We start from the raw sequence: 24052 nt of genomic DNA on the forward strand, positions 1-24052 counted from the left end.
TGAAGCGTGCCCGTTGTCCGGAGACTCGCCATGCGATCCTGCCTCGCCCCGCCACTGCTGGCATTGCTGCTGACACTGCTGATGCCCGCCCACGCCGCCCCGCTACAGTTCCAGCTTGCGGGCCAGTTCGAAACCGCAACCGAACCGCCGCAGACGGGGCCCCTCACGGTGTCCTACGAACTGCGCGAGGGGCCTGCTGAAGCGCTCTTCGGCGCGGTCACAGCCCCGGACGGGACCGTGCTACCCGATTACTTCCTCGGCACGACCCTGTTCTCGGAGAGCATCGACAGCACGAGCAACGAGCCCTTTGGCCCGATCGGACCGGTTACCGTGCGCTTTGGCGACAACGCACCGCTTGTACTCAAGCCGTTCTCGCTTACCCAATCGATTTCGGCACTCGACTTCAACCGCTATCGCTACGACTTCGAAGTCTTCATGCAGGGGAGCGGGCTTTTCGGCCTCTTCCAGTACGCCTTGCTGATCGCCCCGCCTGCGGGGGTGCCCTACCTCGATCGTGACTTCGTAAGCAGCCTGGCTACGCCCATCGAACTGCTCGCGCTCGCGGCCCTGGGCAGCGCGAGCGGAATGTTCGAGTTGAGCCAGTTCAACATCACGGCCGATTTCACGCGCGTCCTGGTCACCGCGGTGGTGGCCGAACCTGGCGCGCTCGCCGTCCTTGGCGCCGCGTTGCTCGGCCTGCTCGTCGTCCCGCGGCGCCGAACTGCTTTGCACCCCGGCTAGCGCGCGGCTGTCACCCGCCAGACCACGTTGCCGACGTCGTCGGCGACCAGCAGCGCCCCCGCCTTATCCACCGCCACGCCGACCGGCCGGCCCAGAGCCTCGTCCCTGTCATTCACGAATCCGGTAAGGACGTCCTCGGGCAACCCGGACGGCTGGCCGTCGGCAAAGGGCACAAAGACGACCTTGTAACCGCTGCGCGGCTTGCGGTTCCAGGAGCCATGCTGGCCGACGAAAGCCCCGCCGGCGTAGCGCGCGGGAAGCGCCTCGCCCTGATAGAAGGTCAAACCCAGCGAGGCGGTGTGAGCGCCGAGCGCGTAGTCGGGCACGCGCGCCCTCGCGACGAGATCCGGGCGCGGCGGCTTCACCCGGGTGTCGACATGTTGGCCGTAATAGCTGTAAGGCCAGCCGTAGAAGGCGCCGTCGGTCACGGAGGTCATGTAATCGGGTACGAGGTCGCTGCCCAGCTCGTCGCGCTCATTCACCGCCACCCACAGCGCGCCGCTGCGGGGCTCCCAGGCCAGCCCGTTGGGGTTGCGCAGTCCGGACGCGAACAGCCGCATGGTTCGGGCTTCGGGGTCGATCTCGTGGACCGCGGCGCGGCCCTCCTCCATCTCCATGCCGTGCTCGGCGACATTGCTGTTGGAGCCGACGGTGGCGTACAGCAACCGGCCGTCGGGGCTCGCGATCAGGTCCTTGGTCCAGTGGTGGTTCAGTTCGCCAGCGGGGAGATCGACAATCTTCTCCCCAGCTGTTTCGATCTTCGTGTCACCCGTCTTGTACGGAAAGCGCACCACCGCGTCGGTGTTGGCGACGTAGAGCGACCCGCCTACCAGCGCCATGCCGAACGGCGAGTTCAACCCCTCAAGCAGCGGGGAGCGAAGGTCCGCCTTGCCGTCGCCGTCGGTATCGCGCAGCAGGGTGATGCGATTGGCGCTGGGAACGCCGGCCCCGGCACGCTTCATCACCTGCTTCATCACCCACTTGCGGACGCCGCCAGCGCCGCCCTTTTTCTCGGGTGCATTGGTTTCGGCCACCAGCACGTCGCCGTTGGGCAGCACGTGGAGCCAGCGCGGGTGATCGAGGCCGTCGGCGAAGGCTGCAACGCTCAAGCCGGGCGCGGGTTGGGGCATGGTTCCGGTCGGCCAGCCCTTGGCTTCCGCCACATTGACGGTAGGCAGCAGCGTCTTGCGTGGCTCCACCAGCTTGGGCGTTGCGCCCATGCCCGCCTCCACCGGCTGGGTCTCCATCTCGCCGCACGCGTTGAGCAGCGCCGCCCCGCCGGCAAGCAGCACACACAGTTTCGTTTGCATCACACACCCCGTCGGGCCGCCGCAATGCAAGGTACGACTGTGATCCCCCGCGCGGGTTCGCGCGATGCAGGCGGAAACGGACTTCCGCCTTGTGCGGACCGACTAACCGGCCAGTTCGTCGCGGTCGCGGAAGTGCGCGAGCGCTTCGGGGTTGGCCAGCGCCTCCTGGTTCTTCACCGGCCGGCCATGCACCACGTTACGCACCGCCAGTTCCACGATCTTGCCGCTCTTGGTACGTGGAATATCGGCCACCTGGAGCACCTTGGCCGGCACGTGGCGCGGGGTGGTGTTGTCGCGGATGGTGCGCTTGATGCGGTCCGCCAGCGTGTCGTCGAGCGTCATGCCATCGCGCAGCTTGACGAACAGCACCACGCGCACGTCGTTGGGGTTCTGCGGCGGCCAGTCCTGCCCGATCACGATGGATTCGACCACTTCATGCAACTTCTCGACCTGCCGGTAGATCTCGGCAGTGCCGATGCGAACGCCGCCCGGGTTGAGGGTGGCATCGGAGCGACCGTAGATGATGAGACCGCCATGCGCGGTGATCTCGCAGAAATCGCCGTGGCACCAGACGTTGTCGAAGCGTTCGAAATAGGCCGCGCGATACTTGCTGCCGTCTTCGTCGCGCCAGAATCCGACCGGCATCGCCGGAAACGGCCGCGCGCACACCAGTTCGCCCTTCTCGCCCCGCACCGGCCGGCCTTCGTCGTCCCATACATCCACTGCAAGTCCGAGGCCGCGGCACTGGATTTCGCCACGCCACACCGGCAGCACCGGATTGCCGAGTACGAAGCACGACAGGATGTCGGTTCCGCCCGAAATCGACGAGAGCTGGAGATCGGCCTTGATGTCGCGATAGACGTAGTCGAAACCCTCCGGCACCAGCGGACTGCCGGTGCTCATCATTGCCCGCACCGTCGCCAGGCTATGGGTTTCGCGCGGTTTCAGCCCGAACTTGGCGGCTGCGTCGATGAACTTGGCCGACGTGCCGAAGTGGGTCATCCGTTCCGCGTCGGCGTAATCGAACAGGATGCGGTTGTCGGCCGCGAACGGCGAACCGTCGTACAGCAGGATGGTCGCCCCCGCGGCCAGCCCCGACACCAGCCAGTTCCACATCATCCAGCCGCACGTGGTGAAGTAGAACACGCGGTCGCCAGGCTTCACATCGCAGTGCAGGCGGTGCTCTTTCAAATGCTGCAGCAGGGCACCGCCTGCGCTATGAACGATGCACTTCGGAACCCCGGTCGTGCCTGAGGAGTACATCACGTAAAGCGGATGGGAGAACGGCAGCGCTTCGAACTCGATCTCGGTCGCGGCGTGGTGCGGGGCGACGAAATCGGCATACATCCGGGCATGCGGGATGCCCCCGAGCGCGTGGTCGCGGTGCACATAAGGCACGATCACCACCCGCTCCACCGAAGGCAATTGCGGCACGATCTCGCCCAGCTTGGCGAGGCAATCGACCGTCTTGCCGTTGTAGTAATAGCCGTCGCAGGCGAGCAACACCTTGGGCTCGGTCTGGCCGAAGCGGTCGAGCACGCCCTGCACGCCGAAGTCGGGCGAAGCGGACGTAAAGATGGCGCCGATGCTCGCCGCGGACAGCATCGCGATCAGCGTCTCCGGCATGTTGGGCATGTAGGCCGCCACACGGTCGCCCTTCCCCACGCCCTGTTCGCGCAGTGCAGCCGAGAACTGCGCCACGCGCCGGTAGAGTTCGCCGTGGGTGAGGCGGTCGCGCACCTTGTCCTCGCCCCAGAACACCACCGCATCGTCACCGTCACGACGGCGCAGCAGGTTCTGCGCAAAGTTGAGCCGCGCGTCGGGGAACCACTGCGCGCCCGGCATGCGGTCGCCATCCACCAGCACGCGCACGCCGCGCTTGCCCACCACGTCGCCGTCCTCCCATACGCTGACCCAGAACTGTTCGGGATGGTCGACCGACCACGCATGCAACGCGGCGTAATCCGGCAACTCGATGTTCCAGCGCCGCTCCGCGGTATGGCGGAACGCCGTCATGTTGGCGGCTGCGATCCGTTCCGCGGACGGCGTCCAAAGCGGGGCGTCGGGTTGGCTGGTGGTGGTGTTCATGCCTGTCTCCTCTTGTTTAATTTATTTGTTAATACCTAACTTACGGATGCCCGCAGTGTATCCGGCAAGGGTACGGACTTGCCAGTCGCGGTGTCCATCCACACCACCTTCGAAGAACCATCCGCATAGAGGCGGTCCTCGCCCTCGACGTAAAGCTCGTAATACGTCATCACGCTGCTGCGCCCCGGGTCGCGGCCATACATGCGCACGACCACCGTCGCCGGGTAGTTGACCGGCGCATAGAAAGTGCAATCCGCGTTGATGATCACCGCGCCGGTCGGGACGTCCGGCCCGACGCGAAAGCCCTGCTGCTCGATCCATTCGACGCGGGCCTGCTCGAAATAGCGGAAATAGACCGTGTTGTTCACGTGACCGTAGAAGTCCATGTCGCCCCACCGCACCGGAATGCGGGTTTCGTGCAGGAACTTGCCCTTCGCTTCCATGCGTGTCTCCTCTGTTGGTAGTCGGGTGGCGGCTAAGGTAACATACGGCACCGTATGTTCGGCGTCGCTGCTGGGCCCGCGGAGAATCGCCAGCCCGCTGTATTACACTGTCGCCCGCCAAACAAAGACGATACAAGCAAGCGAGTACGAGGAGAATTGGATGGAACGTGAGTCGATGGAATTCGACGTACTGATCGTCGGCGGCGGCCCTGCGGGGCTGGCTGCGGCGATCCGTCTGAAGCAACTGGCCGAAGCGAAGGGTCAGGACATCTCGGTGTGCCTGATCGAGAAAGGCGCCGAGATCGGCGCCCACATCCTGTCCGGCGCGGTGATGGACCCCAGGGCACTGACCGAACTCTTTCCCGACTGGAAAGAGCGCGGCGCGCCGCTGAAGACGGCGGTCACCGAGGACAAGGTGATCTTCCTCAACGAAACCGGCGGCCACACGGTCCCCAACAACCTGTTGCCCGACTGTTTCATCAACCACGGCAACTACATCGTCCGCCTCGGCAACGTTGCCAAGTGGCTCGGCGAGCAGGCCGAAGCGATGGGTGTCGAGGTCTACCCCGGCTTTGCGGGCGCCGAAGTGCTGTACGACGAGGCCGGCGCGGTCAAGGGCGTCGCCACCGGCGACATGGGCCTCAACCGCGACGGCACCCCCGGCCCCAACCACCAGTTGGGCATGGAGCTGCACGCGAAGTACACGCTGTTCGCGGAAGGGTGCCGCGGCCATCTCGGCAAGCAGCTCGAGGCCAGATACCAATTGCGCGACGGCGTCGATCCGCAAACCTACGGCATCGGCATCAAGGAGCTGTGGGAAGTGCCGGTGCAGAACCACCGCCCCGGCCTGGTGGTGCACACCGCGGGCTGGCCGCTGCCCGCCGACACCTACGGCGGCGGCTTCGTCTATCACCTCGAGGACAACCTGGTCGCGGTCGGCTACGTGGTCGGCCTCAACTACAGCAATCCGCACCTGTCGCCGTTCGAGGAGATGCAGCGCTACAAGACGCATCCGGAAATCCGCAAATACCTGGAAGGCGGCAAGCGCCTGGCCTATGGCGCCCGCGCGATCGCCGCCGGCGGCCTGCAGAGCCAGCCGCGCCTGGTGTTCCCGGGCGGTGCGCTGATCGGCGACGACGCCGGCTTCCTCAACGCGGCCCGCATCAAGGGCAGCCATGCGGCGATCAAGAGCGGCATGCTCGCCGCCGAAGCGGCCTTCGAGGCCGTGGGCGCCAACCGCCAGCGCGACGCGCTGACCGCCTACCCGTCCGCCTTCCAGGACTCCTGGCTGCACGCCGAACTCTACAAGACGCGCAACTTCAAGCCCTACATGAAAAAAGGCTTGTGGCTGGGCTCGCTGCTGTTCGGCATCGACCAGAAGCTCTTCGGCGGCAAGGTGCCCTGGACGCTGCACAACACGGCCGACCACACGGCCTTGCGCCCGGCCGCGGAGTGCCCGCGGATCGACTACCCGAAGCCGGACGGCAAGCTCAGCTTCGATCGTCTGTCCTCGGTGTTCCTGTCCAACACCAACCACGAAGAAGAGCAGCCCTGCCACCTGCAGCTGAAGGACCCGGGCGTTCCGATCGCGATCAACCTGGCGAAGTACGACGCCCCTGAGCAGCGCTACTGCCCCGCGGGGGTGTACGAAATCGTCCGCGACGGCGACAACAACGCGCCGCGGCTGCAGATCAACGCGCAGAACTGCGTGCACTGCAAGACGTGCGACATCAAGGACCCCACGCAGAACATCAACTGGGTGGTGCCACAGGGCGGCGAAGGGCCGATCTACCAGGGGATGTAATCACCCCTCCCGGTCTGCAAGACGGCGCCGCGAACTCCGCGGCCCGTTTTTTTTGGCCTGCGCGCCAGACAGCCGCACTCACCACTCGTATCCCAGACCGAACTGCAGGCTGATGTCGGTGGTCTTGCGCCCATTGAGCGGCTGGCCGTCCCACTGCACGATGCCCTGGACCTGGGCTGTCAGACGATCGACGATCGGAAGGCGCAGCCCGGTGCGTGACCGCCACGTGATATCGCGCGCGTCCTCGATGTTCACGTAACCGTCCTGCTCGTGGAACACCTCGGCCTTGCGCCCGATCAGCCAGTGCCGGAACACCACGCCCCAGCCGAGCGCGGGAAACGTGACGTCCTTGTTCTCGATGCGGTGTTCTCGCACCAGATCCAGCCCGCCCTTCAGCGACAGGCCGGTGCTGTCGTTTTCGATCAGTTGCACGCCATAACCACCGCCCACCGCCGCGCGCAGCGACAGGTCGCGGAACGGATCGCGCTCGGCGAACGTGCGCGCATAGACGAAGCGCTTCTCGCGCGCGTCGGTAAACCAGTTCCGTTCGGCCGTGCCCAGCCAGTTGGACGCCGACAGATCGCCGTCGCGGGTACGGTGTTCGCCCCGAAAACGCAGGGCGAACCGGGCGCCCTTCTCCGCGCCGCGCAACTCCGCTTCGCCGACGATGTGCGTGGTGTTGCTGTTGCCGCTGTTGGAGCCGCCGCTCAGCGTGACGCGCCCGGCGTACTCCACCCCTGCGCCGGACTGGCTGGCCGTGGGATTGAGGTAGGCGATCCGCTCCAGCTTCACGGCGGGCACCTCGGGCACGGCGGCCAGCCGCGTCGCGCCGATCTCGGTGGCGCTGAGCAGCCGGCTCTCCAGTTGCCCCTCGTCGTTGCGCAGCAGCACGCGCACCGGCTTCTCGGTGTTCAACGTCTCCACCATGCGCCAGTCGATCTTGATCTTGCCCGCGTACTTGGTGTCCAGCACCAGCCCTTCGGGCGTTTTGTTGACGACGGTGCCGGTCAGACGGTCACCGTTCGTCAGCAGCACTTCGTCGGCAAGCGCACAGGTTGCCAGTGGCAGCGCCGCGGCCAGGAACGTGCAAGTGCGATGGACGGTTAAAGAGTTCATCGGCAGGTCGCTTCCTCGGGTTGCGCCGGCTCAGACTAAGCCGGGCAACCCCACGCTGCAACGCAACAGACATCTTTTTACCCATGCAATCGCTGCGCCCGGCGCTGCGGCCGGGCTGCCGCTTCAGCGCTTATGCTCGTGCATCGGTGCCACACCCGGGCTGTTGAGCGGGCGCACCGCCGCCTTCACTTCCACGCTTTCGCGCTTGCCGTCCTTCGCTTCGATCACCAGCGTCAGCGGCACGCTGTCGCCTTCGCGGATCTGCGCGGGCAGATCGATCAGCATCACGTGATAGCCCCCCGGCTTCAGCTCGACCGGCTTGCCCGCCGGCAGGGCCAGCGCGGGAATGGCGCGCATCTTCATGATGTCGCCTTCCATCGCCATCTCGTGTACCTCCACCACTTTCGCCACGGGCGAGCGCACCTCGACAAGGCGCGCATCCTGCACGGAAGTGAGCTGCATGAAGGCACCGGTGCTCTTCTGGGCGGGCACGGTGGCGCGCACCCAAGGGTCCTTGACTGCGACCTGGGCCGCGGCGGTGGCGGAAACAAAGGCGGTGAGCAGGCCGATGGCGAGGGCGGGAATGAGGCGTGGGGTCATGAATTGGACTCCTGAACGTTGAAAGGGGAAGAGTGCGAAGGCCGCAGCTATCGAACACTGCGGCCAAGGGCAGCCAGCACGCGCTCGCGGTCGAGCACGCCGGTGAGCGCAACACGGCCGCCACGGCCGTCGAACAGCAGCGTCCGTGGCAGCTCGCCGCGCCAGGCGGGATCGAGCGCATAGGCCAGTGCCTCCGGCGCGTCGCTGCCGTAGGCGAAGCGTTTGCCGGGCACTGCCAGGCGGTCGAGCGGCACGGCAAGGTCGGCCGCCAGCGGCTGCGCCGCCACCGTGACCACGCGCAGGCCGCGGTCTGCCGCCGCCAGTTCGGAGAACAGCTTGAGGTTCTTCTTGCAATGCACGCAGTCGGTGGACCACAGCGCGACTATGGTCGGCCCGCCTTGGGCGGCGGCGTCGGTGAGACGTGCGGCACCTGCACGATCCAGCGGTTGCACGGCGTCTGCCGCGTGGACGGCGCCGATGCTGAGCATCAGGCAGATGCCCGCGATCCAGGTTTTCATGGCAGTGCGTACCCCCTCATGCCTTCGCGTTCGGTTCGCCAGAAGGCGAGCAGACGATCGCCGCTACGAACCAGCCGCGGCTGGTCCGAAGCGCCTTCGGTGGCGGCCAGCGTCCGTGCTTCGCCGAATTGGCGGCCGCCATCGGTGGACAGTTCGGCACGCAACTGGGTGCGCGTGCCGTCGAACTCCTTCCACACGACGGCCACGACATCCCGCCCGGCGACAGCGATGTCGGCGTGCGCCGCGCGTTCGCCGCCGACGCTGCGCTGGCCTTCCACGGCGTCGCCGGTGAGCCGGCCGTAGAACACCCGGGGCTCGCCCTCCCTGGCGTTGAACCACACCGCATGGCGGGTGCCGTCCGCAGCGATCGCCAGCGACGGGCCGTGATGCGGGCAGGCGTCGATGTGCCAGCGGTCGAAGGTGGCGCGCACCACGGCTCCCGGCTTGCCCGCGGCATCGAACCGGGTCAGCGCGTGATCGCGCTCGTTGGTACCGAAGACATGGCGCCACAGCACCACCGGCACACCGTCGACATCGTTGGCGATGGCGATGCGGCAGCACTCGCAGGAATGATCGGCGAGCTTCACCTCCGGGCGGAAGCTGCGCCCGCCGTCGGTGGAGACCGCGGCATACACCGCCGCGCCACGGTAGTCGGCCTTGGTGCCCTGCTTGCGGCGGGCAGCCTCGAGGTCGCGCTTGTCGATCCAGGTCACCAGTACCTGGCCGCTGCCGCTGACCGCGAGCGAGTCGAAACGATGGGTGATCTCGTCGCGGTTGCGGTGCACGGTGATCGGCGCGTCGAAGTGTTCGCCGTCAGCGGCGCGGGCGAAGCGGATCTCGCCGCTGTAGGGCTTGGCGAGCGGTTTGGTCCAGGAGACCAGCGCGGCGCCATCGGGCATGAAGGCGAGCTTGGGGCGGTTCTCGCCGTCGGCGGAAATCCGCTCCGGCTCACGGTTCACCACGCCCCGCGTCTGCCAGTGCACACCGCCGTCGTCGCTCCGGTAGAGCAACACGTGGCCACCTTCCACGCCGACCGCATGCAGCGAGCCGTCGGGCGCGAAAGCAACGCTGGTGCCGAGTTCCGGCCGGGCCGCAGCGGGGGTCGCCGCGGGTGCGGCGCCGTGGTCGCCGTGCGCCTGCGCCGCGGGCGCCGCCAGCGCGGCAAGCGCCAGCGCAGCCGCTGCCAGCAGCCGGCGTCTGGGGGAGATATCCATCTCAGTAGCTGATTGCAAGTTCGGCATAGGCGGTGCGTCCCGGATAAGGGTGATAGACGTAATAGCGCTCATCGGTGAGGTTGTCGACGCCGACGGCGAGGCGGGCCTGGCGGCTGAAGCGGTAGACGAAGCGCGCATCGGCAACGGTGAAGCTCGACACCGCGCCGAAGGTGTCACTGTTGCGGTCGCTGTTGTCGAGTTCGTTGTATTGCTTGCCAGAATGGCGCACGCCGAGCGAGGCGGTCCACGGCCCCTGCGTGTAGCTGCCGAAGACGCTGGCGCGGATGCGCGGGATGCGCGGGAAGTTCTTGCCTTCGGACGCCGGCACCGCCGGATTGGACAGGGTGAGCGCGCGGTTGAACGCAAGGCTCGCCTGCACGTCCAGCCCATCGACGAAGAGATCACTCCCCTGCCAGGCGAACTCGATGCCGCGGGTGCGCACCCGGTCGACGTTCTGCACCGTATTCACGGTGACGCCACCGACATCCTGGCGCTGCTGGAAGATCGCGTCGCGGATGTTGTCCTGGAAGACCGACACCCGCAGGCTGCCCGCGCCGGTGTCGCGGATCGCGGTCAGTTCGATCGCATCGCTCTTCTCCGGCTTCAGGTCGGGATCGTTGTTGTAGATGGTGTTGTTCGACACCGTACCCTGGAACAGCTCGGAAACCGTCGGAAAGCGCACGCCGCGGCCGTAGGAGGCCCGCAGCAGCCAGTAGTCGTCGACGACGTAGGCCAGCGACAGCTTGGGGCTGGCGGCGGAGGCCTTGCGGTCCTCGTGCCCGACCCGGGTGCCGGCGGCGAACTGTTCGCCGTCATAGGCGCGGAAACGCTCCAGGCGCAGCCCGGCGGTGGCGACCCAGTCGGGGTGGAAGCGCCAGGCGTCCTGCGCGTAGAGCGCCTGCACCTCGGTCTTGCCGAGGTAGTTCTGGGTCTCGCCGGTACGGCTGGAACTGCTGTGCCAGTCGCTCAGTGCATAGACGCGGTTTTCCAGTTCGTAGACGTTGCGGTGATAGCCGAAGGTGAGTGCGTGGCCCAGTCGGCTCTCCGGCGTCCATGTCGTCTGCGCCTCGAAAGTCGTCCAGCCGGTGCCGTCCCGGCGGGTGTCGGTGCCTGCCACCGCGCCCCTGGCGTAGGGATCCGAGACATTGGCCTGACGCAGGCTGTCGGTCTGCAACTGGTAGCTCGACAACTGAATCGAGTGGTTCCAGCCGTGCTCGCGCAGCGTGCGCAGGCGCGCGCCGAGTTGCAGATGCTCGTCCTCGCCGCGCTGCGGCTGCATCGCCGGCAGGTTGTAGCGCAGGCCGTCGATATTGACCGCGCTCGATCCGCTCGCCGGCCGCCAGTACGGATTGCCGGCAGCATCGCGCAGCAGCGTCTCGTTGCTGACGCGGTAGTCGTTGCGCCAGTGCGCCACCAGCATGTCGGCCTGCAATTCCGGCGTGATGTCGTAAGCCAGCCGCAGCTTGGCCTGTTGCTGCACGCCCTCCTGGATGCCGGTCGCGCCGAGAATCGTGCGTGCCCTGCCGGACGGATCCCGGTCGTGCACCGCACCGCTCACCGCCGGCAGGCCGGCGACGTTGGCATTCACCGGGTTCGCACTGGCGTAAGCCATCGGCTGCGATTCGTAGGCCAGGCGGTTGACCGACAGCGATAGCGAGAGGTCGCCCCAGCGGCGGCCTGCATAGGCGCTCTCCTCGTCGCCGCCGTAGTCGCGGCTGAGACCGTAGTCCTTGTGGCGCTGGCGGTAGGCAAGCACCCGCGCCGACGCTTCCGGCTCGGTCGGCATGCGAGTGGTGATCGCCACCGTGGTGCCGATCGAGTTGCCCGGATAGAGCGCCGAGAACGGTCCGTAGAGCACGTCGGTGCGGGCCACTTCCTCCGGCGCGACGATGTTCCAGCGCGGCGCATCGAAGCGGCCGAGGAAGTTCGAGATCAGGTAGCCATCGACATAGGCCAGCCCGCGGGCCGGCTGCAGCGTGCCGAACGAGCGCCCGGCGAGGTTGGCGTTGCGGTCGCCGATGAAGCGCTTGCGCACTGCGGTGTTGGGCGCGTAGGTGAGCGCGTCCTCGGTATTGATGAAGCTCTGGTTCTCCAGCTCCTTGCGGGTGGTCGAATGGCTCGACGACGGCAGGGTTGGATCCAGCGACTCGCGGGCGCCGTCGGTGGCGACCACGACGGCGTTCAGTTCGCGCTCGGTGGCGACGCCCTGTGCGAGCGCGGCGGGCGCAACGAGGGCCGCGAAAGCGGCGCCCAGCGCGACCACCAGCGGCTTGATGTGCGGCTGACGATACATGTGAAACCCGTTCCTTCGTCTCGGCCGAGGTCCACCCGGGACATCGCCGAAGACGCATGCATGTGGCTAGACGACTCGTGGCCGTTACCGCACCAACGGGCGGTGGCCAGGCGAAAGCAAGGCGGCGACCGGCCTCGTGCAGCAGTGGCGCAGGCGACGCATCAAGCCTTTTGGACGAATCGATTCAGACAGCAGCGGCCGGGGGCGTACTCGCGTGTTTCCCCGCAGGGAGAACCCGAGCAGTCCGGCAGGATCAGGCGGAAAGCGGTGGTGCGCGCGGTTGCGCAGCCGCCCAGGCGAAGAGCGGGCGCGGCGCGGCGTAGTAGAGCGGCGGCAGGACGTCGGCCCCGCCGGCAACGGCGAAGACCGGGACATCCGCCGGCGGCAGACCGAAGCTGCCGGCGTGGGTAAAGCAGTAAGGACAATGCTCGCCCATGGCCTGGGCAGGCTTGCCGCCGCCGTCCCCATGGTCGCCCGCCACGGCAACCCGTTCGGTACCGGCGACCGTACAGATCTCCAGCCACCGCGCCTCGTCCCCCGCCCGGGCAGCCATCAACTGGCTGACCACCGGCGCCAACGCAGCCAGCAGGATTGCGAAGCTCGCGATCCAGGCAGTGCAGCGTTGGCGGGAACGAAGTCGGAACATGCGTGGGCGGTTGCGGTATGTCAGGGCGCGATTCTAGCGGCGCGCGTGGGCGCCGCCTTGATCGCGATCAGTTACGCTCAGCCCAGCCACTGGCGCGCGTTGCGGAACATGCGCAGCCAGGGCGAGGCATCGGGGCTGGTTTCGACCAGCCACGACGGCGCCCACGACATCTGCAGCGTTCGGGCGGTGCGTTCCGGGTGCGGCATCATGATGGTGAAGCGGCCGTCGGCGGTGGTGAAGCCGGTCACGCCGTCCGGCGAACCGTTGGGGTTCTTCGGGTAGGCGACGGCCGGTGCGCCGTGGTTGTCGATGTAGCGCAGCGCGACCAGCGCCTGCTGGCGGTCAGCCTCGGCCGCGAACACCGCCCTGCCCTCGCCGTGGCTGACCACGATGGGCATACGGCTGCCCGCCATGCCCTGCAGCAGGATGGACGGGCTCTCGGTCACCTCCACCATCACGAAGCGGGCTTCGAACTGCTCGCTGCGATTGCGGTGGAAGGTGGGCCAGGCTTCGGCGCCCGGGATGATGGGCGCGAGGTGGGCCATCATCTGGCAGCCATTGCAGACGCCAAGCGCGAAGGTGTCGCTGCGGCCGAAGAAGGCTTCGAACTGCGCGCGCAGCGCCGGATTGAACAGGATGGACTTGGCCCAACCCTGGCCGGCGCCGAGCACGTCGCCGTAGGAGAAGCCGCCGCAGGCCGCGAGGCCGTGGAAATCGACCAGCTTGCGGCGGCCGCTCTGCAGATCGGACATGTGCACGTCGACCGGTTCGAAGCCGGCGCGCTCGAAGGCGGCCGCCATCTCGAACTGGGAATTGACGCCTTGCTCGCGCAGCACCGCGACCTTGGGCCGGCTGCCGGTGGCGATGAAGGGCGCGGCAACGTCTTCCGTGACATCGAAGGAGAGCTTGACCGACAGGCCGGGGTCCGTCGCATCGGCGAGGCCGTCGAATTCCTGCTGGACGGATTCGGCGTCGTCGCGAATGCGCGCGATGCGGTAGCTGGTTTCGGCCCAGGCCTGCAGCAGCTCGGCACGCGGCGCACCGAACACGAGCTTGGCGCTGCGCCAGAAGCGGATTTCGTCCTTGTCGTTGGGTTCGCCGATGAAGTGGTAGTTGAGCTTCCCGGCACGCAGGATCTCGGTCACGGCCGCGCGGTCGGGCCGGCGGATCTGCACCACCGCACCCAGTTCTTCGGCGAACAGGCCGCCGATCAGGCGGTCGTCGAAGCGGCCCTTGAGCGTGTCGGGTTTCTTCTCGAGACCATCGACGTCATTCATGTGCAGGTCGTAGCACACGGTATCGAGCACCAGCGACAGGCCGCAGCGGGACGCGAAAGCCATCTCGCACACGGTGGCGAACAAGCCGCCGTCGCCGCGGTCGTGGTAGGCCAGGATCAGGCCTTCGCGGCGCAGGCGCTGCACCGCGGCAAAGAACGCGGCCAGCTCGGCGGGATCGACGTCGGGCGCATGCTCGCCGACCGAGTTGTAGACCTGGGCCAGCACCGAACCGCCGAGGCGGTTCTTGCCGTTGCCGAGGTCGAGCAGCAGCAGCTCGGTTTCCTCGCCTTCGGGGAACTGCAGTTGCGGGGTCAGCGTGTTGCGGATGTCTTCCACTGGCGCGAATGCGGTGGCGATCAGCGACAGCGGCGCGACCACCTGCTTGTTCTCGCCCGCGTCCTGCCACGCGGTGCGCATCGAGAGCGAATCCTTGCCGACCGGGATCGACAGCCCGGCGCTGATGCAGAACTCCGACACGGCCTTGACGGTGTCGAACAGCTTGGCGTCTTCGCCGCGGTGGCCGGCGGCGGCCATCCAGTTGGCGGACAGCTTGACGTCACCGAGGTTGGGGATGTCGGCGGCGGCGATGTTGGTGATCGCCTCGCCGATCGCCATGCGGCCGGAAGCCGGCGCGTCCAGGCAGGCCACGGTGGTACGCTCGCCCATCGCGAAGGCTTCGCCACGGTAGCCGTGGAAGCTCATCGCGGTGACGGCCACGTCAGCGACCGGCATCTGCCACGGGCCAACCATCTGGTCGCGCGCGGTCAGGCCGCCGACCGAGCGGTCGCCGATGGTGATCAGGAAGCTCTTGCTCGCCACGGTCGGGTTGCGCAGCACGCGCAGGGCCGCTTCCTTCAGGTCCAGCCCGGCGACGTCGAAGGGCGGCAGGTAGGTGGCGCGGCGCGAGACGTTGCGGGTCATCTTCGGCGGCTTGCCGAGCAGCACCTGCATGTCCATATCGACCGGCTTGTTGTCGAAATGGCGGTCGGTGACCGTGAGGTGGCCGTCGTCGGTGGCAGTGCCGAGCACCGCAAACGGGCAGCGTTCGCGTTCGCAGATCGCGCGGAAGACTTCGAGATCGTCCGGCGAGATCGCCAGTACGTAGCGCTCCTGCGATTCGTTGCTCCAGATTTCGCGCGGGCTCATGCCCGGCTCTTCGATGTGCACTTCGCGCAGTTCGAACTTCGCGCCCAGACCGGCGTGGTCGGCGAGTTCCGGCATCGCGTTGGAGAGACCGCCTGCGCCGACGTCGTGGATGGCGATGATCGGGTTGGCGTCGCCGCGCTGCCAGCAGGCGTCGATGACTTCCTGGCAGCGGCGTTCGATTTCCGGGTTGCCGCGCTGCACCGAGGCGAAGTCGAGGTCGGCGGTGTTGGTGCCGGTGGCCATCGACGAGGCGGCGCCGCCGCCCAGACCGATCAGCATGCCGGGGCCGCCGAGCTGGATCAGCAGCGTGCCCGCCGGGAACTGCGGCTTCATCGACTGCTGCGCCTGGATGTTGCCGACGCCGCCGGCGATCATGATCGGCTTGTGGTAGCCGCGCACCTCGCCTTCGACCGCCTGCTCGAAGGTGCGGAAGTAGCCGGCAAGGTTGGGACGGCCGAACTCGTTGTTGAATGCGGCCGCGCCGAGCGGGCCTTCGATCATGATGTCGAGCGCCGAGGCGATGCGCTCCGGCTTGCCGTAGGGCTGCTCCCAGGGCTGGACGAAGTCCGGGATGTTGAGGTTGGACACCGAGAAGCCCGCGAGGCCCGCCTTGGGACGGGAACCGCGGCCGGTGGCGCCTTCGTCACGGATTTCGCCGCCGGCGCCGGTGGAGGCGCCCGGGAAGGGCGAGATCGCGGTCGGGTGGTTGTGGGTTTCCACCTTGGCGAGGATGTGGGTTTCCTCGTTGTGGTAGCGGAAGGCGCCATCGGCGTCCGGATACAGGCGGTCGATGACCGCGCCCTCGATCACCGAGGCGTTGTCCGAGTACGCCACCACCGTGCCTTCGGGGTGGGCCATGTGGGTGTCCTTGATCATGCCGAACAGGCTCTTCTCCATCGGCCGGGCGTCGATCACCCAGTCCGCGTTGAAGATCTTGTGGCGGCAGTGCTCGGAGTTCGCCTGCGCGAACATCATCAGCTCGACGTCAGTCGGGTTGCGGCCGATGCGGGTGAAGTTGTCGACCAGATAGTCGATCTCGTCTTCCGACAGCGCGAGGCCGAGTTCGCCGTTCGCCGCCTCGAGCGCGGCGCGGCCACCGCCGATGACATCCACCGTGGTGAGCGGCTGCGGCGCGTAGTGGTGGAACAGGGCACCGGCTTCGTCCAGGCTGGCCAGCACGGATTCGGTCATGCGGTCGTGCAACAGCGGCAACACGGCGGCGCGCTGCGGCTCGTCGAGCGACTTGATGTCGAGCGTGTAACAGGTGCCACGCTCGATCCGGCGGATCTTGTGGAAACCGCACTGGCGGGCGATGTCGGTGGCCTTGGACGACCACGGCGAGATCGTGCCCAGCCGCGGCACCACCAGCAGCGCCACGCCGGCGGGCGCTTCAGCACTGCTCGGACGTGCGTCGAGCAGGTCCACGAGACGTCCGCGCTCATCCGCGTCGAGTTCGGCATCCAGTTCGATGAAGTACCAGTGCTCGGCCGCCAGTCCGCGCAGTCTTGGCAGGGCCGCGCCCACGCAGCGGGACAGCCGTTCGAGACGGGAAGCGGAAAGCGCGGGCGTGCCCCGCAGTTTGAGGATTTGAGTCATTGCGTGCGGTCGGGAGCGGGTGACGGATATCGCGCACCGCCAGGCTGGCGGCGAAGCCCGCGATTATACCCGAGACCCCGCTGCTTGCCGGCAGGGAAACCCCGCCCCGACCTCGACGCCGCCCGCGCACGCCCCGATTGAAGCCGAAAGACCGTGGCATTCGGCTAAAATGCTGCGTTTTTTCCCGCCCCGCCCGATGCCCTTGCCTCCGGATCACGCTCCGCGCCCCGCCAACAGCCACGCCATCCTGGCCTCCTGGATTGCCGGGCCCGCGCTCGTCCTCGCCTCGCTCGCGCTCTTCATCGCGCTGGACGACCGCAACGTGGCGCTGTTCCGGGTATGGAACGAAGCCGCGGCCGGCTGGCTGCCGCCCGCACTGTGGGCAGGCATCACCAACCTCGGCGCCACCCTGGGCGCGTTCTGCCTGATCGCGCCGGCGCTGGCGTGGCGCCCGCAATGGGTGGCGGCGACGCTGCTCGCGGCGCCGTTCGCGGCGACCTTCGCCCAAGGCCTCAAATACGCCTACGCCGAGCCGCGCCCGGCGGCCGTGCTGCCGCTCGACAGCTTCAACGTGATCGGTCTGCCGCTGCGTACCGACTCTTTTCCCTCCGGCCACTCCACGACAGCCTTCGTAGTTGCCGGCGTACTTGCGCTGTGCACCCTCCGCGAGTGGCGGCGCGCCCCGGCACTGCTCGCGCTTGCGCTGGCCTGCCTGGTCGCCTACTCCCGCGTCGCCGTCGGCGCACACTGGCCGCTCGACATCTTCACCGGTGCGGCCGGCGGCTGGCTGGCCGCCGCGATCGGCGTGGGACTCTCCGACCGCCTGCGCTTCTGGGAGCAACCCCGCGGCGTGCGGGCAATGGCCGGCCTGCTGGCAGTGCTGGCGATCGCGTTCGCGATCGAGGATGTCGGCTATCCGGAAGGGGTGTGGTCGCAATACCTGCTCGTCGCGTGGGCACTCGGCGGGATCGCCTTCGTGCTGCTGCGCCCCGCACCGCGGAGCCTTGCATGAAGCGCCTCGTCGCGGTCGCGCTGAGCCTCGCGCTGCTCGGCTGGCTGGCCAGCGGCGGCCGCTGGCGCGAGCTTGCGGAAACGGTGGCCCGGCTGGACGCTGCCACCGCGGGGGTGGCGGCAGCGGGCTTTGCTGCCAGCTATATGCTCCGTGCCCTGCGGGTCTACGACGAATTCCGCGCCCATGCCCGCGGCCGCTTCGGTGCCTGCCTGCGCATCGTGCTGATGCACAACGCGATGGTTAACGTGGTGCCGTTCCGGGGTGGCGAAGCGGCTTTCCCGCTGTTGCTCGGCCGCAGCTTCGGCACCCCGCTCGCCCGCGCCGTCGCATCGCTGCTGTGGTTCCGGCTGCAGGATGCTTTCGTCGTCGCAATTGTCGCCGCGCTCGTTTGGCCGGGCGCCCCGCTGGCCTTGCGCCTTGCCGGTGCACTCGCCCTGGTGACCGCAGCGGTGCTGCTGCCGCGCTGGGCGCGGCGTCCGCACGGATGGATGGAGCGCGGCCCGCTGGCAGCCAAGCTCGGCCGGCTTCGCAACGCGTTTGCCGAATCCACCACGCATGCGCGCTACGGCTGGCTGTGGACCATTGCCAACTGGAGCGTGAAGCTCGCCGCCCAAGCCTGGCTGCTGGCCGCGCTGCTCGGGGCACCGATGGTCACCGGCGCGGCCGGCGCCCTGGGCGCGGAACTTGCAGCGATTCTGCCCATCCAGGGGATCGCCGGGTTCGGCACCTACGAGGCCGGTGCTGCGGCAGCCCTGGTGCCCGCGGGCATCGGTTTTGAAGCGGGCCTGCGCGCCGCGCTCGCACTGCATGTCTTCGTGATTGCCTGCGCAGTCACGGCCGGCGCCATCGCCGCCCTGTTCCCCAATGGGGGGCCGGCCGGAAGTGCACACCAACCAAATACAACCGTCTGAAAAGAGCCGTCCCACCGATGACCAAATCGCCCCTGCCCGCCGCCGTGCCGCAAATCCCCGAGGGTCTGCCCGAGCACACCCTGTCGGTCGTCGTGCCGATGTACAACGAGGCGGAGAACGTCGAACCCTTGCTCGAACGCATTCATCTCGCGCTCGGCCCCTATCCCTGGCCGTGGGAAGTCGTGCTGGTCGATGACGGCAGCTCGGACGCCACGCCCGCCGAGCTGGCGCGCTGCGTCAAGGTCTTCGGCCCGCACGTCCGGGTGGTGGAGCTGGTGCGCAACTTCAAGCAGACGGCGGCGATGCAGGCCGGCCTGGATGCAGCCCGCGGCAGCGTGATCGTCACCATGGACGGCGACCTGCAGAACGACCCCATCGACATCCCGCGCATGGTCAACCGGCTGCTCACCGAAGACCTCGACCTCGTCGCCGGCTGGCGCAAGAACCGCCAGGACGGCCTGCTGCTGCGCAAGATTCCGTCCCGCATCGCCAACCGGCTGATCGCCCGCATGACCGGCGTGCGCCTGCGCGATTACGGCTGCAGCCTCAAGGTCTTCCGTGCCACTGCGATCAAGAGCGTGCGCCTGTACGGTGAAATGCACCGCTTCATCCCCGCCTGGCTTGCCACGGTGACGACGCCGCGTCGTATCGCGCAGGAAGTGGTCACCCACCACGCCCGTGTTTTCGGCCAATCGAAATACGGTATCTCACGCACCTTCCGGGTCGTGCTGGACCTGATCTTCGTCTACTTCTTCATGCGCTACCGTACCCGCCCCGGCCACTTCTTCGGCGGCATCGGCATCGGCCTGGGTTCGATCGGCACGCTCATCCTCGCCTACCTCGCGGCGGTCAAGGTCTTCTTCGGCGAATCCATCGGCACCCGCCCGCTGCTGTTCGGCGGCTTCTTCCTGGTGATTGCGGGCGTGCAGATGGTGACCTCCGGCGTGCTGGCCGAACTGCTCGCCCGGGTTTACTACGAATCGGGCAGTACCCGGGCCTATCTTGCCCGTCCGGCGGAAGAGCTGGCGGCCGACCAGGGCTGGCATCGCACCGAGCGCGCATGAGTCCGTCGAACCCCCGCGAGCGCGCCATTGGTGCGCTCAGCCTGCTGCTGCCACTGCTCAGCTTCTTCCTCTGCCTCGGCGCGTTCCCGCTGTTCGATGTCGACGAGGGCGCCTTCTCGGAAGCCACCCGCGAGATGTTCGAGCGCGGCGACTTCCTGTCGACCTACCTCAACGGCGAGCACCGGTTCGACAAGCCCATCCTGATCTACTGGCTGCAGGCGCTCGGTTTCCTGCTGTTCGGCGCCAGCGAATGGGCGTTCAGGCTGCCGTCTGCGGTGGCCGCGGTGTGCTGGAGCTACGCCACCTGGCAGTTCGTGCGTGAGCGTTTCGGCAGCGACACGGCGCTTGCCGCGCTCACAGTCGCCGCCACCGCACTCGGCCCGTTCGCGATCGGCCGTGCAGCCACGGCGGACGCCCTGCTTAACCTGCTGCTCGCGCTGGCCTTGTTCGACGCCTGGCGCCATCTGGAAAGCGGCCGGCGCGCGCCGCTGCTGCGCAGCTATGTCTGGATCGGCCTCGGAGTGCTCACGAAAGGCCCGATTGCGCTGATCGTGCCGGGCGCGGTCACCTTCCTGTACTGCGCCAGCCGGCTGGAGTGGCAACGCTGGCTGAAGTCGGTGTTCGATCCGCTCGGCTGGGCGATTCTCGCCGTGCTGACGGTGCCCTGGTACGCCGCCGCGCTCGCCATCCACGGCCAGGCCTTCATCGACGGGTTCATCCTCAAGCACAACGTCGAACGCTTCACCGGCACGCTCGAAGGACACGCCGGCAGCCTGTTCTACTACGTGTTCGCGGTGCCCTTGCTGATGTTGCCTTGGACCGGACCGCTTCTCGCGTCGCTGCGCAAGATCCGCAGCGACACGGGTACCGGTGTGCGCCGCTTCCTGTGGATCTGGGCGCTGTTCGTGATCGGCTTCTTTTCGGTTTCCGGCACCAAGCTTCCCCATTACGTGCTGTACGGCTCCACCCCGCTCTTCGTACTGATCGCCTGCCATCGCGACCTGTTGCGCGGCCGCTGGGCTCACCTTGCCGCCCCCACGCTGCTGCTCGCGGCGCTGGCTGCCTTGCCCCTGGTGTTCCAGGCGCTCTCGCAGAGCGAAGCGGGCAACGCCTACTATCGCGCCCAGTTGGCTCGCTCCCTCGAGTTGGCCGGCCCTGCCTACTACGGCGTTACGCTGCTTGCGCTCGCAGCGTGGCTGGTGGTCGCACTTCGGCCCGCAATCCCGCTGTGGCGAAGCCTGTCGGTGGCGGCGGTGCTGCAGGTGCTGGTGCTGACCACCACCGTGGTGCCTTGGGCCGGCGCGGTGCTGCAAGGGCCGGTGAAAGCAGCGGCGGCCGAAGCGCGTCGGCTCGGCGGCCCCGTCGTGGCGTGGCGTCTCGACACGCCCAGCTTCAGTGTCTATCGCGAAGCGGTCACGCCCTCGCGCGAGCCCCTACCGGGCGAAATCGCCCTGACCCGCCTCGACCGGCTGCCGGCCAGCGGCTATGAGTTGCTGTTCCGCCAGGGCGGCGTGGTACTGGTCCGGCGCCAGCAGCAGGCCGAGACGCCCTCCGCCCCCGCCGACACCAGCGCGCTTCCCGCCGCGGACGCCCCGGCGCCCGAAGACCGGAATCCCAGCCAATGAGCGCACCGTCCTGTCCGGGCTCCGCGCCCTCGCCCGCCAGCACACGCCCCGTCGAACCGCTGACGCTGATCATCATGGCAACGCTGTTGCTGTGCGCGGGGGTGTTCTCGCTCTGGCCTCAGATCGACATCGCGGTGAGCAGGCTCTTCTACGATCCCGTCCGCGGCTTCGCCGGCAACCACAACGTGGCCGCGCTCGCGCTTTATCGCGGCATCCCGATGGCCTCCAAGGCAATCATCGTGGGCCTTTTCCTGGCCTTGCTGGTACTTGCCTTCCTGCGCAGCCCCGCCGCCCGCCGCCGCCGCATCCAGGTGGGCTACCTGCTGGTGGCGATGGCGCTCGGACCGGGATTGTTCGTGGATGTCGGGCTGAAGGACTACTGGGGTCGCGCGCGCCCGGCGAAAGTGGAAGCTTTTGGCGGCGCCAGCACCTTCTCGCCGGCGCTGGTGCCGTCCAACCAATGCGACGGCAATTGCTCGTTCGTCAGCGGGCACGCCTCTGCCGGCTTCTATCTGGTCAGCCTCGGCTTCCTGGGCGGCGCCGCCGCGAGAAGGCGGTGGGTGCTGGTCGGCCTCGCGGCCGGCGCCGTATTCGGGCTCGGCCGCATCTCCCAGGGCGGGCACTTCCTGACCGACATCGTCTTCAGCTTCTACGCCACCTGGCTGGGTGCGTGGATTGCGTGGTTGTTGTTCGTACGGCTCGGCTGGCTATCGACCGAAGGCGTGAGGACGCCGCCCCCGCCGCAATAACGCTTAACGCCCGCCTGCGTGCTGCTGCGCGGGCAGTTCCACCACCTTCGCGTCATGGGCGGCGTCGTCCAGCCGTCGCAGTTCGCCTTCCAGCGTGGCGCCGCACTCCATCTGCAACTGGCGGTAGCTGATGACCCCGGACAAGCGGGCCTTGGACTGCAACTCAAGAAAATGATGCACCGTCAGCTCGCCGGCAATCGCGCCATTGACCACCGCATCGTGGCTGACGACCCGTCCCTTGATGCTGCCCTTCTCGCTGACCACCAGCAGCCCCGGGCTGCCATCCTTGTTGATGACGTTGCCTTCGATGTGACCGTCGACACGCAAACCACCGGAAAACACGACATCACCGACGATGTGCACGTTATCCGCGATCAGGCTCGACAGCTTGGTGATCTCGATCGCCTTTCCGGGCTTCTTGCGAAACATCGACGATTCTCCTTGTACTCCGGCCCGCACGACGGCGGGCGGGATGATCAGGGCCGCGCGGGGCCCTGCGATTTGTAGAACACGAGTTCGGCCTGCAGCCGCTTGAGCTCGTCGTTGACCTCGCCGAGTTGCTTCTCCAACTCGGCGCGGGTGGCCTTCTCCATTTCCAGCGCCAGGCGGTCGCGTTCGCCCTGCTCGCGCAGCGTTGCGTTCTCGCGCTCGAGTTGATCCACTCGCCGTGCCGGCGAAAAATGGTTTTCAAAGTAATTGAGCGCGAGCACGGCGAGCGTGACAAGGACGACGGCGCCAAGCACCAGGAACAGCTGCCGCAGGCGCTGACGGCCCGCGGCGAGTTCAAGGCGCGCGCCGGTGAGGCGCCGCGTCGGCGAACGACGGAAGAACGGCATGCGGCCTTTCAGTTGCTCGCCAGGTACAGCGCCGGATCGGAGTAGCGGCCGTCCTTCAGCACCTCGAAATGCAGGTGCGGCCCGGTAGAACGCCCGGTGGAACCGACCGCAGCAATCCGCCGCCCCGGCGTGACCACTTCGCCGACCTTGACCCACAGCCGCGAACAATGGGCGTACCGCGTAACGAGACCGTTGCCGTGGTCGATCTCCACGGTGTAGCCGTACTCGGGCCGGATGCCTGCATACACGACGCGCCCGCCCGCAGCCGCCACGATGGGCGTGCCGGTCGGCGCGGGGAAGTCGAGACCGCTGTGAAATGCGGCCCCGCGGTTGAACGGATCCTCGCGATTGCCAAAGCCGGAGTTGCGTGCGACACCGGGCACCGGGCTGCGACTGGGGTAGGTCATGAACTCGAGGTTGCGCTCGTCCGTCGCCTTTTCGATCGCGAGCAGCGTGGCATCCAGGCGCTGAAGCTCGCGCTCCAGGGCGGCCAATCCCGTGCCGTGGTCGTCCAGGTCGGCGACCGCCAGATCCGGATTCGGCACCGTCAGCGGCGCCAGCATCGGCCCGCCAGCAGGCGTGGCAGGCCGCGCACCTTCAAAGACGCTGGGCGCGGCATTGCGTGCGGGCAGCGCGTTCTGCCGCGCTTCGAACTCCTTCAGCAAGCCGATCCGCTGCGCGAGCGTGGAAGCGTCGCTTTCGAGGCGGACGAGGCGGCCGGATATTTCGCCGACGCGGTCGATCAGCGCCCGCCCCTCCGGCTGGTCGAACTGGACCCGCGGACCTTCGGCGACGGGTTCCACAGCACTGCGGCCTACGCCGAGGCCGATCGCAAATGCGGCTGAAGCGACAATCAGGAGAACAACCGAGGCGATTCCCAGCGAGGTGCGCAGGCTCAGCGTGCGTACCCGGGATTGCGTCATCGCCCCGGCGGAAAGAATGACCAGCGCCATCCTGTTCCTCCGGTTGGGTCGGCGGCGCCGGAACAAGCACGGCGCCGTCGATGGAGATCGGAATGTCGACCGCCGAAACCACACACGCGGTTTCATTTGGTCAAACACAA

The 24052-nt window shown here is 67.6% G+C and carries 20 protein-coding genes; 7 read left to right on the forward strand and 13 right to left on the reverse strand.

The annotated features are described in order from the left end of the window. Nucleotides 1–30: 30 nt before the first annotated feature. Nucleotides 31–741, forward strand: coding sequence for a hypothetical protein (locus dqs_RS11205; RefSeq protein WP_065340513.1), 711 nt, complete (start codon nt 31–33; stop codon nt 739–741). On the opposite strand, the gene dqs_RS11210 is transcribed toward dqs_RS11205, so the two are convergent. The 3 genes from dqs_RS11210 to dqs_RS11220 all read right to left on the reverse strand — a co-directional run bounded on the left by dqs_RS11210 (nt 738) and on the right by dqs_RS11220 (nt 4582). Beyond that, nucleotides 738–2051: a PQQ-dependent sugar dehydrogenase gene (locus tag dqs_RS11210; protein WP_065340514.1), complete on the reverse strand. Its 1314-nt coding sequence runs from the start codon at nt 2049–2051 to the stop codon at nt 738–740. The genes dqs_RS11205 and dqs_RS11210 overlap by 4 nt on opposite strands. A gap of 102 nt (nt 2052–2153) precedes the next feature. After that, nucleotides 2154–4139 carry an acetoacetate--CoA ligase gene (locus tag dqs_RS11215; RefSeq protein ID WP_065340515.1) on the reverse strand — a complete coding sequence of 662 codons (1986 nt, stop codon included), beginning with the start codon at nt 4137–4139 and terminating at the stop codon, nt 2154–2156. Nucleotides 4140–4174: 35 nt separating this feature from the next. Then, the gene (locus dqs_RS11220; RefSeq protein WP_011765881.1) at nt 4175–4582 is read right to left on the reverse strand and encodes an acyl-CoA thioesterase; all 408 of its coding nucleotides are present in this window, start codon (nt 4580–4582) and stop codon (nt 4175–4177) included. Between the two features lie 160 nt (nt 4583–4742). Here dqs_RS11220 and dqs_RS11225 point away from each other — a divergent pair, with 160 nt between their 5' ends. Further along, nucleotides 4743–6386, forward strand: coding sequence for an electron transfer flavoprotein-ubiquinone oxidoreductase (locus dqs_RS11225; RefSeq protein ID WP_065340516.1), 1644 nt, complete (start codon nt 4743–4745; stop codon nt 6384–6386). A 78-nt stretch (nt 6387–6464) separates the two neighbouring features. Here dqs_RS11225 and dqs_RS11230 read toward each other — a convergent pair whose 3' ends face one another. The 7 genes from dqs_RS11230 to purL form a co-directional block, all read right to left on the reverse strand. Beyond that, the gene (locus dqs_RS11230) at nt 6465–7502 is read right to left on the reverse strand and encodes a DUF481 domain-containing protein (protein ID WP_065340517.1); all 1038 of its coding nucleotides are present in this window, start codon (nt 7500–7502) and stop codon (nt 6465–6467) included. Nucleotides 7503–7625: 123 nt separating this feature from the next. Further along, a complete protein-coding gene (locus dqs_RS11235) occupies nt 7626–8102 on the reverse strand; it encodes a copper chaperone PCu(A)C (protein WP_065340518.1) in 477 nt (158 codons plus the stop codon). Between the two features lie 47 nt (nt 8103–8149). Continuing rightward, nucleotides 8150–8620, reverse strand: coding sequence for a TlpA family protein disulfide reductase (locus dqs_RS11240; protein WP_065340519.1), 471 nt, complete (start codon nt 8618–8620; stop codon nt 8150–8152). Then, entirely contained in the window at nt 8617–9834 is a 1218-nt protein-coding gene (locus tag dqs_RS11245; protein WP_236778679.1) for a WD40 repeat domain-containing protein, read from the reverse strand. The genes dqs_RS11240 and dqs_RS11245 overlap by 4 nt, the downstream gene beginning before the upstream one ends. Before the next feature lies 1 nt (nt 9835). Beyond that, complete coding sequence (locus tag dqs_RS11250) at nt 9836–12127, reverse strand: TonB-dependent receptor (protein ID WP_084018443.1); 2292 nt, start codon at nt 12125–12127, stop codon at nt 9836–9838. 253 nt (nt 12128–12380) lie between these two features. Further along, the gene (locus dqs_RS11255; protein WP_065340521.1) at nt 12381–12773 is read right to left on the reverse strand and encodes a DUF2946 domain-containing protein; all 393 of its coding nucleotides are present in this window, start codon (nt 12771–12773) and stop codon (nt 12381–12383) included. Nucleotides 12774–12850: 77 nt separating this feature from the next. Further along, nucleotides 12851–16792, reverse strand: coding sequence for a phosphoribosylformylglycinamidine synthase (gene purL / locus dqs_RS11260; RefSeq protein ID WP_065340522.1), 3942 nt, complete (start codon nt 16790–16792; stop codon nt 12851–12853). A gap of 196 nt (nt 16793–16988) precedes the next feature. On the opposite strand from purL, the gene dqs_RS11265 reads away from it, so the two are divergent. Genes dqs_RS11265 through dqs_RS11285 form a run of 5 tightly spaced genes read left to right on the forward strand, consistent with a single transcriptional unit; the run spans nt 16989 to nt 22153 of the window. Continuing rightward, nucleotides 16989–17804, forward strand: a complete 816-nt coding sequence (locus dqs_RS11265) for a phosphatase PAP2 family protein (RefSeq protein ID WP_065341710.1) — start codon at nt 16989–16991, stop codon at nt 17802–17804. Next, nucleotides 17801–18715, forward strand: a complete 915-nt coding sequence (locus dqs_RS11270; RefSeq protein WP_065340523.1) for a lysylphosphatidylglycerol synthase transmembrane domain-containing protein — start codon at nt 17801–17803, stop codon at nt 18713–18715. The genes dqs_RS11265 and dqs_RS11270 overlap by 4 nt, the downstream gene beginning before the upstream one ends. 17 nt (nt 18716–18732) lie before the next feature. Next, nucleotides 18733–19779 carry a glycosyltransferase family 2 protein gene (locus dqs_RS11275; protein ID WP_065340524.1) on the forward strand — a complete coding sequence of 349 codons (1047 nt, stop codon included), beginning with the start codon at nt 18733–18735 and terminating at the stop codon, nt 19777–19779. Next, nucleotides 19776–21404: an ArnT family glycosyltransferase gene (locus dqs_RS11280; protein WP_065340525.1), complete on the forward strand. Its 1629-nt coding sequence runs from the start codon at nt 19776–19778 to the stop codon at nt 21402–21404. Before dqs_RS11275 ends, dqs_RS11280 begins: the two co-directional genes overlap by 4 nt. Beyond that, nucleotides 21401–22153: a phosphatase PAP2 family protein gene (locus dqs_RS11285; RefSeq protein WP_011765894.1), complete on the forward strand. Its 753-nt coding sequence runs from the start codon at nt 21401–21403 to the stop codon at nt 22151–22153. Before dqs_RS11280 ends, dqs_RS11285 begins: the two co-directional genes overlap by 4 nt. Nucleotides 22154–22156: 3 nt before the next feature. Here the strand turns inward: dqs_RS11285 and dqs_RS11290 are convergent, their stop codons facing one another. Genes dqs_RS11290 through dqs_RS11300 form a run of 3 tightly spaced genes read right to left on the reverse strand, consistent with a single transcriptional unit; the run spans nt 22157 to nt 23942 of the window. After that, a complete protein-coding gene (locus dqs_RS11290) occupies nt 22157–22582 on the reverse strand; it encodes a bactofilin family protein (protein WP_011765895.1) in 426 nt (141 codons plus the stop codon). 47 nt (nt 22583–22629) lie between these two features. Further along, a complete protein-coding gene (locus dqs_RS11295; protein ID WP_011765896.1) occupies nt 22630–22989 on the reverse strand; it encodes a hypothetical protein in 360 nt (119 codons plus the stop codon). Nucleotides 22990–22997: 8 nt separating this feature from the next. Further along, entirely contained in the window at nt 22998–23942 is a 945-nt protein-coding gene (locus dqs_RS11300; protein ID WP_011765897.1) for a M23 family metallopeptidase, read from the reverse strand. Nucleotides 23943–24052 lie beyond the last annotated feature (110 nt).

It is taken from the genome of Azoarcus olearius, assembly GCF_001682385.1.
GTDB lineage: Bacteria > Pseudomonadota > Gammaproteobacteria > Burkholderiales > Rhodocyclaceae > Azoarcus > Azoarcus olearius.

What these genes read in the sequence shown, in the direction of transcription:
- dqs_RS11205 (WP_065340513.1), top strand. Translation starts at nt 31, where the DNA reads ATGCGATCCTGCCTCGCCCCGCCACTGCTGGCATTGCTGCTGACACTG.
- dqs_RS11210 (WP_065340514.1), bottom strand. Translation starts at nt 2,051, where the DNA reads ATGCAAACGAAACTGTGTGTGCTGCTTGCCGGCGGGGCGGCGCTGCTC.
- dqs_RS11215 (WP_065340515.1), bottom strand. Translation starts at nt 4,139, where the DNA reads ATGAACACCACCACCAGCCAACCCGACGCCCCGCTTTGGACGCCGTCC.
- dqs_RS11220 (WP_011765881.1), bottom strand. Translation starts at nt 4,582, where the DNA reads ATGGAAGCGAAGGGCAAGTTCCTGCACGAAACCCGCATTCCGGTGCGG.
- dqs_RS11225 (WP_065340516.1), top strand. Translation starts at nt 4,743, where the DNA reads ATGGAACGTGAGTCGATGGAATTCGACGTACTGATCGTCGGCGGCGGC.
- dqs_RS11230 (WP_065340517.1), bottom strand. Translation starts at nt 7,502, where the DNA reads ATGAACTCTTTAACCGTCCATCGCACTTGCACGTTCCTGGCCGCGGCG.
- dqs_RS11235 (WP_065340518.1), bottom strand. Translation starts at nt 8,102, where the DNA reads ATGACCCCACGCCTCATTCCCGCCCTCGCCATCGGCCTGCTCACCGCC.
- dqs_RS11240 (WP_065340519.1), bottom strand. Translation starts at nt 8,620, where the DNA reads ATGAAAACCTGGATCGCGGGCATCTGCCTGATGCTCAGCATCGGCGCC.
- dqs_RS11245 (WP_236778679.1), bottom strand. Translation starts at nt 9,834, where the DNA reads ATGGATATCTCCCCCAGACGCCGGCTGCTGGCAGCGGCTGCGCTGGCG.
- dqs_RS11250 (WP_084018443.1), bottom strand. Translation starts at nt 12,127, where the DNA reads ATGTATCGTCAGCCGCACATCAAGCCGCTGGTGGTCGCGCTGGGCGCC.
- dqs_RS11255 (WP_065340521.1), bottom strand. Translation starts at nt 12,773, where the DNA reads ATGTTCCGACTTCGTTCCCGCCAACGCTGCACTGCCTGGATCGCGAGC.
- purL (WP_065340522.1), bottom strand. Translation starts at nt 16,792, where the DNA reads ATGACTCAAATCCTCAAACTGCGGGGCACGCCCGCGCTTTCCGCTTCC.
- dqs_RS11265 (WP_065341710.1), top strand. Translation starts at nt 16,989, where the DNA reads ATGCCCTTGCCTCCGGATCACGCTCCGCGCCCCGCCAACAGCCACGCC.
- dqs_RS11270 (WP_065340523.1), top strand. Translation starts at nt 17,801, where the DNA reads ATGAAGCGCCTCGTCGCGGTCGCGCTGAGCCTCGCGCTGCTCGGCTGG.
- dqs_RS11275 (WP_065340524.1), top strand. Translation starts at nt 18,733, where the DNA reads ATGACCAAATCGCCCCTGCCCGCCGCCGTGCCGCAAATCCCCGAGGGT.
- dqs_RS11280 (WP_065340525.1), top strand. Translation starts at nt 19,776, where the DNA reads ATGAGTCCGTCGAACCCCCGCGAGCGCGCCATTGGTGCGCTCAGCCTG.
- dqs_RS11285 (WP_011765894.1), top strand. Translation starts at nt 21,401, where the DNA reads ATGAGCGCACCGTCCTGTCCGGGCTCCGCGCCCTCGCCCGCCAGCACA.
- dqs_RS11290 (WP_011765895.1), bottom strand. Translation starts at nt 22,582, where the DNA reads ATGTTTCGCAAGAAGCCCGGAAAGGCGATCGAGATCACCAAGCTGTCG.
- dqs_RS11295 (WP_011765896.1), bottom strand. Translation starts at nt 22,989, where the DNA reads ATGCCGTTCTTCCGTCGTTCGCCGACGCGGCGCCTCACCGGCGCGCGC.
- dqs_RS11300 (WP_011765897.1), bottom strand. Translation starts at nt 23,942, where the DNA reads ATGGCGCTGGTCATTCTTTCCGCCGGGGCGATGACGCAATCCCGGGTA.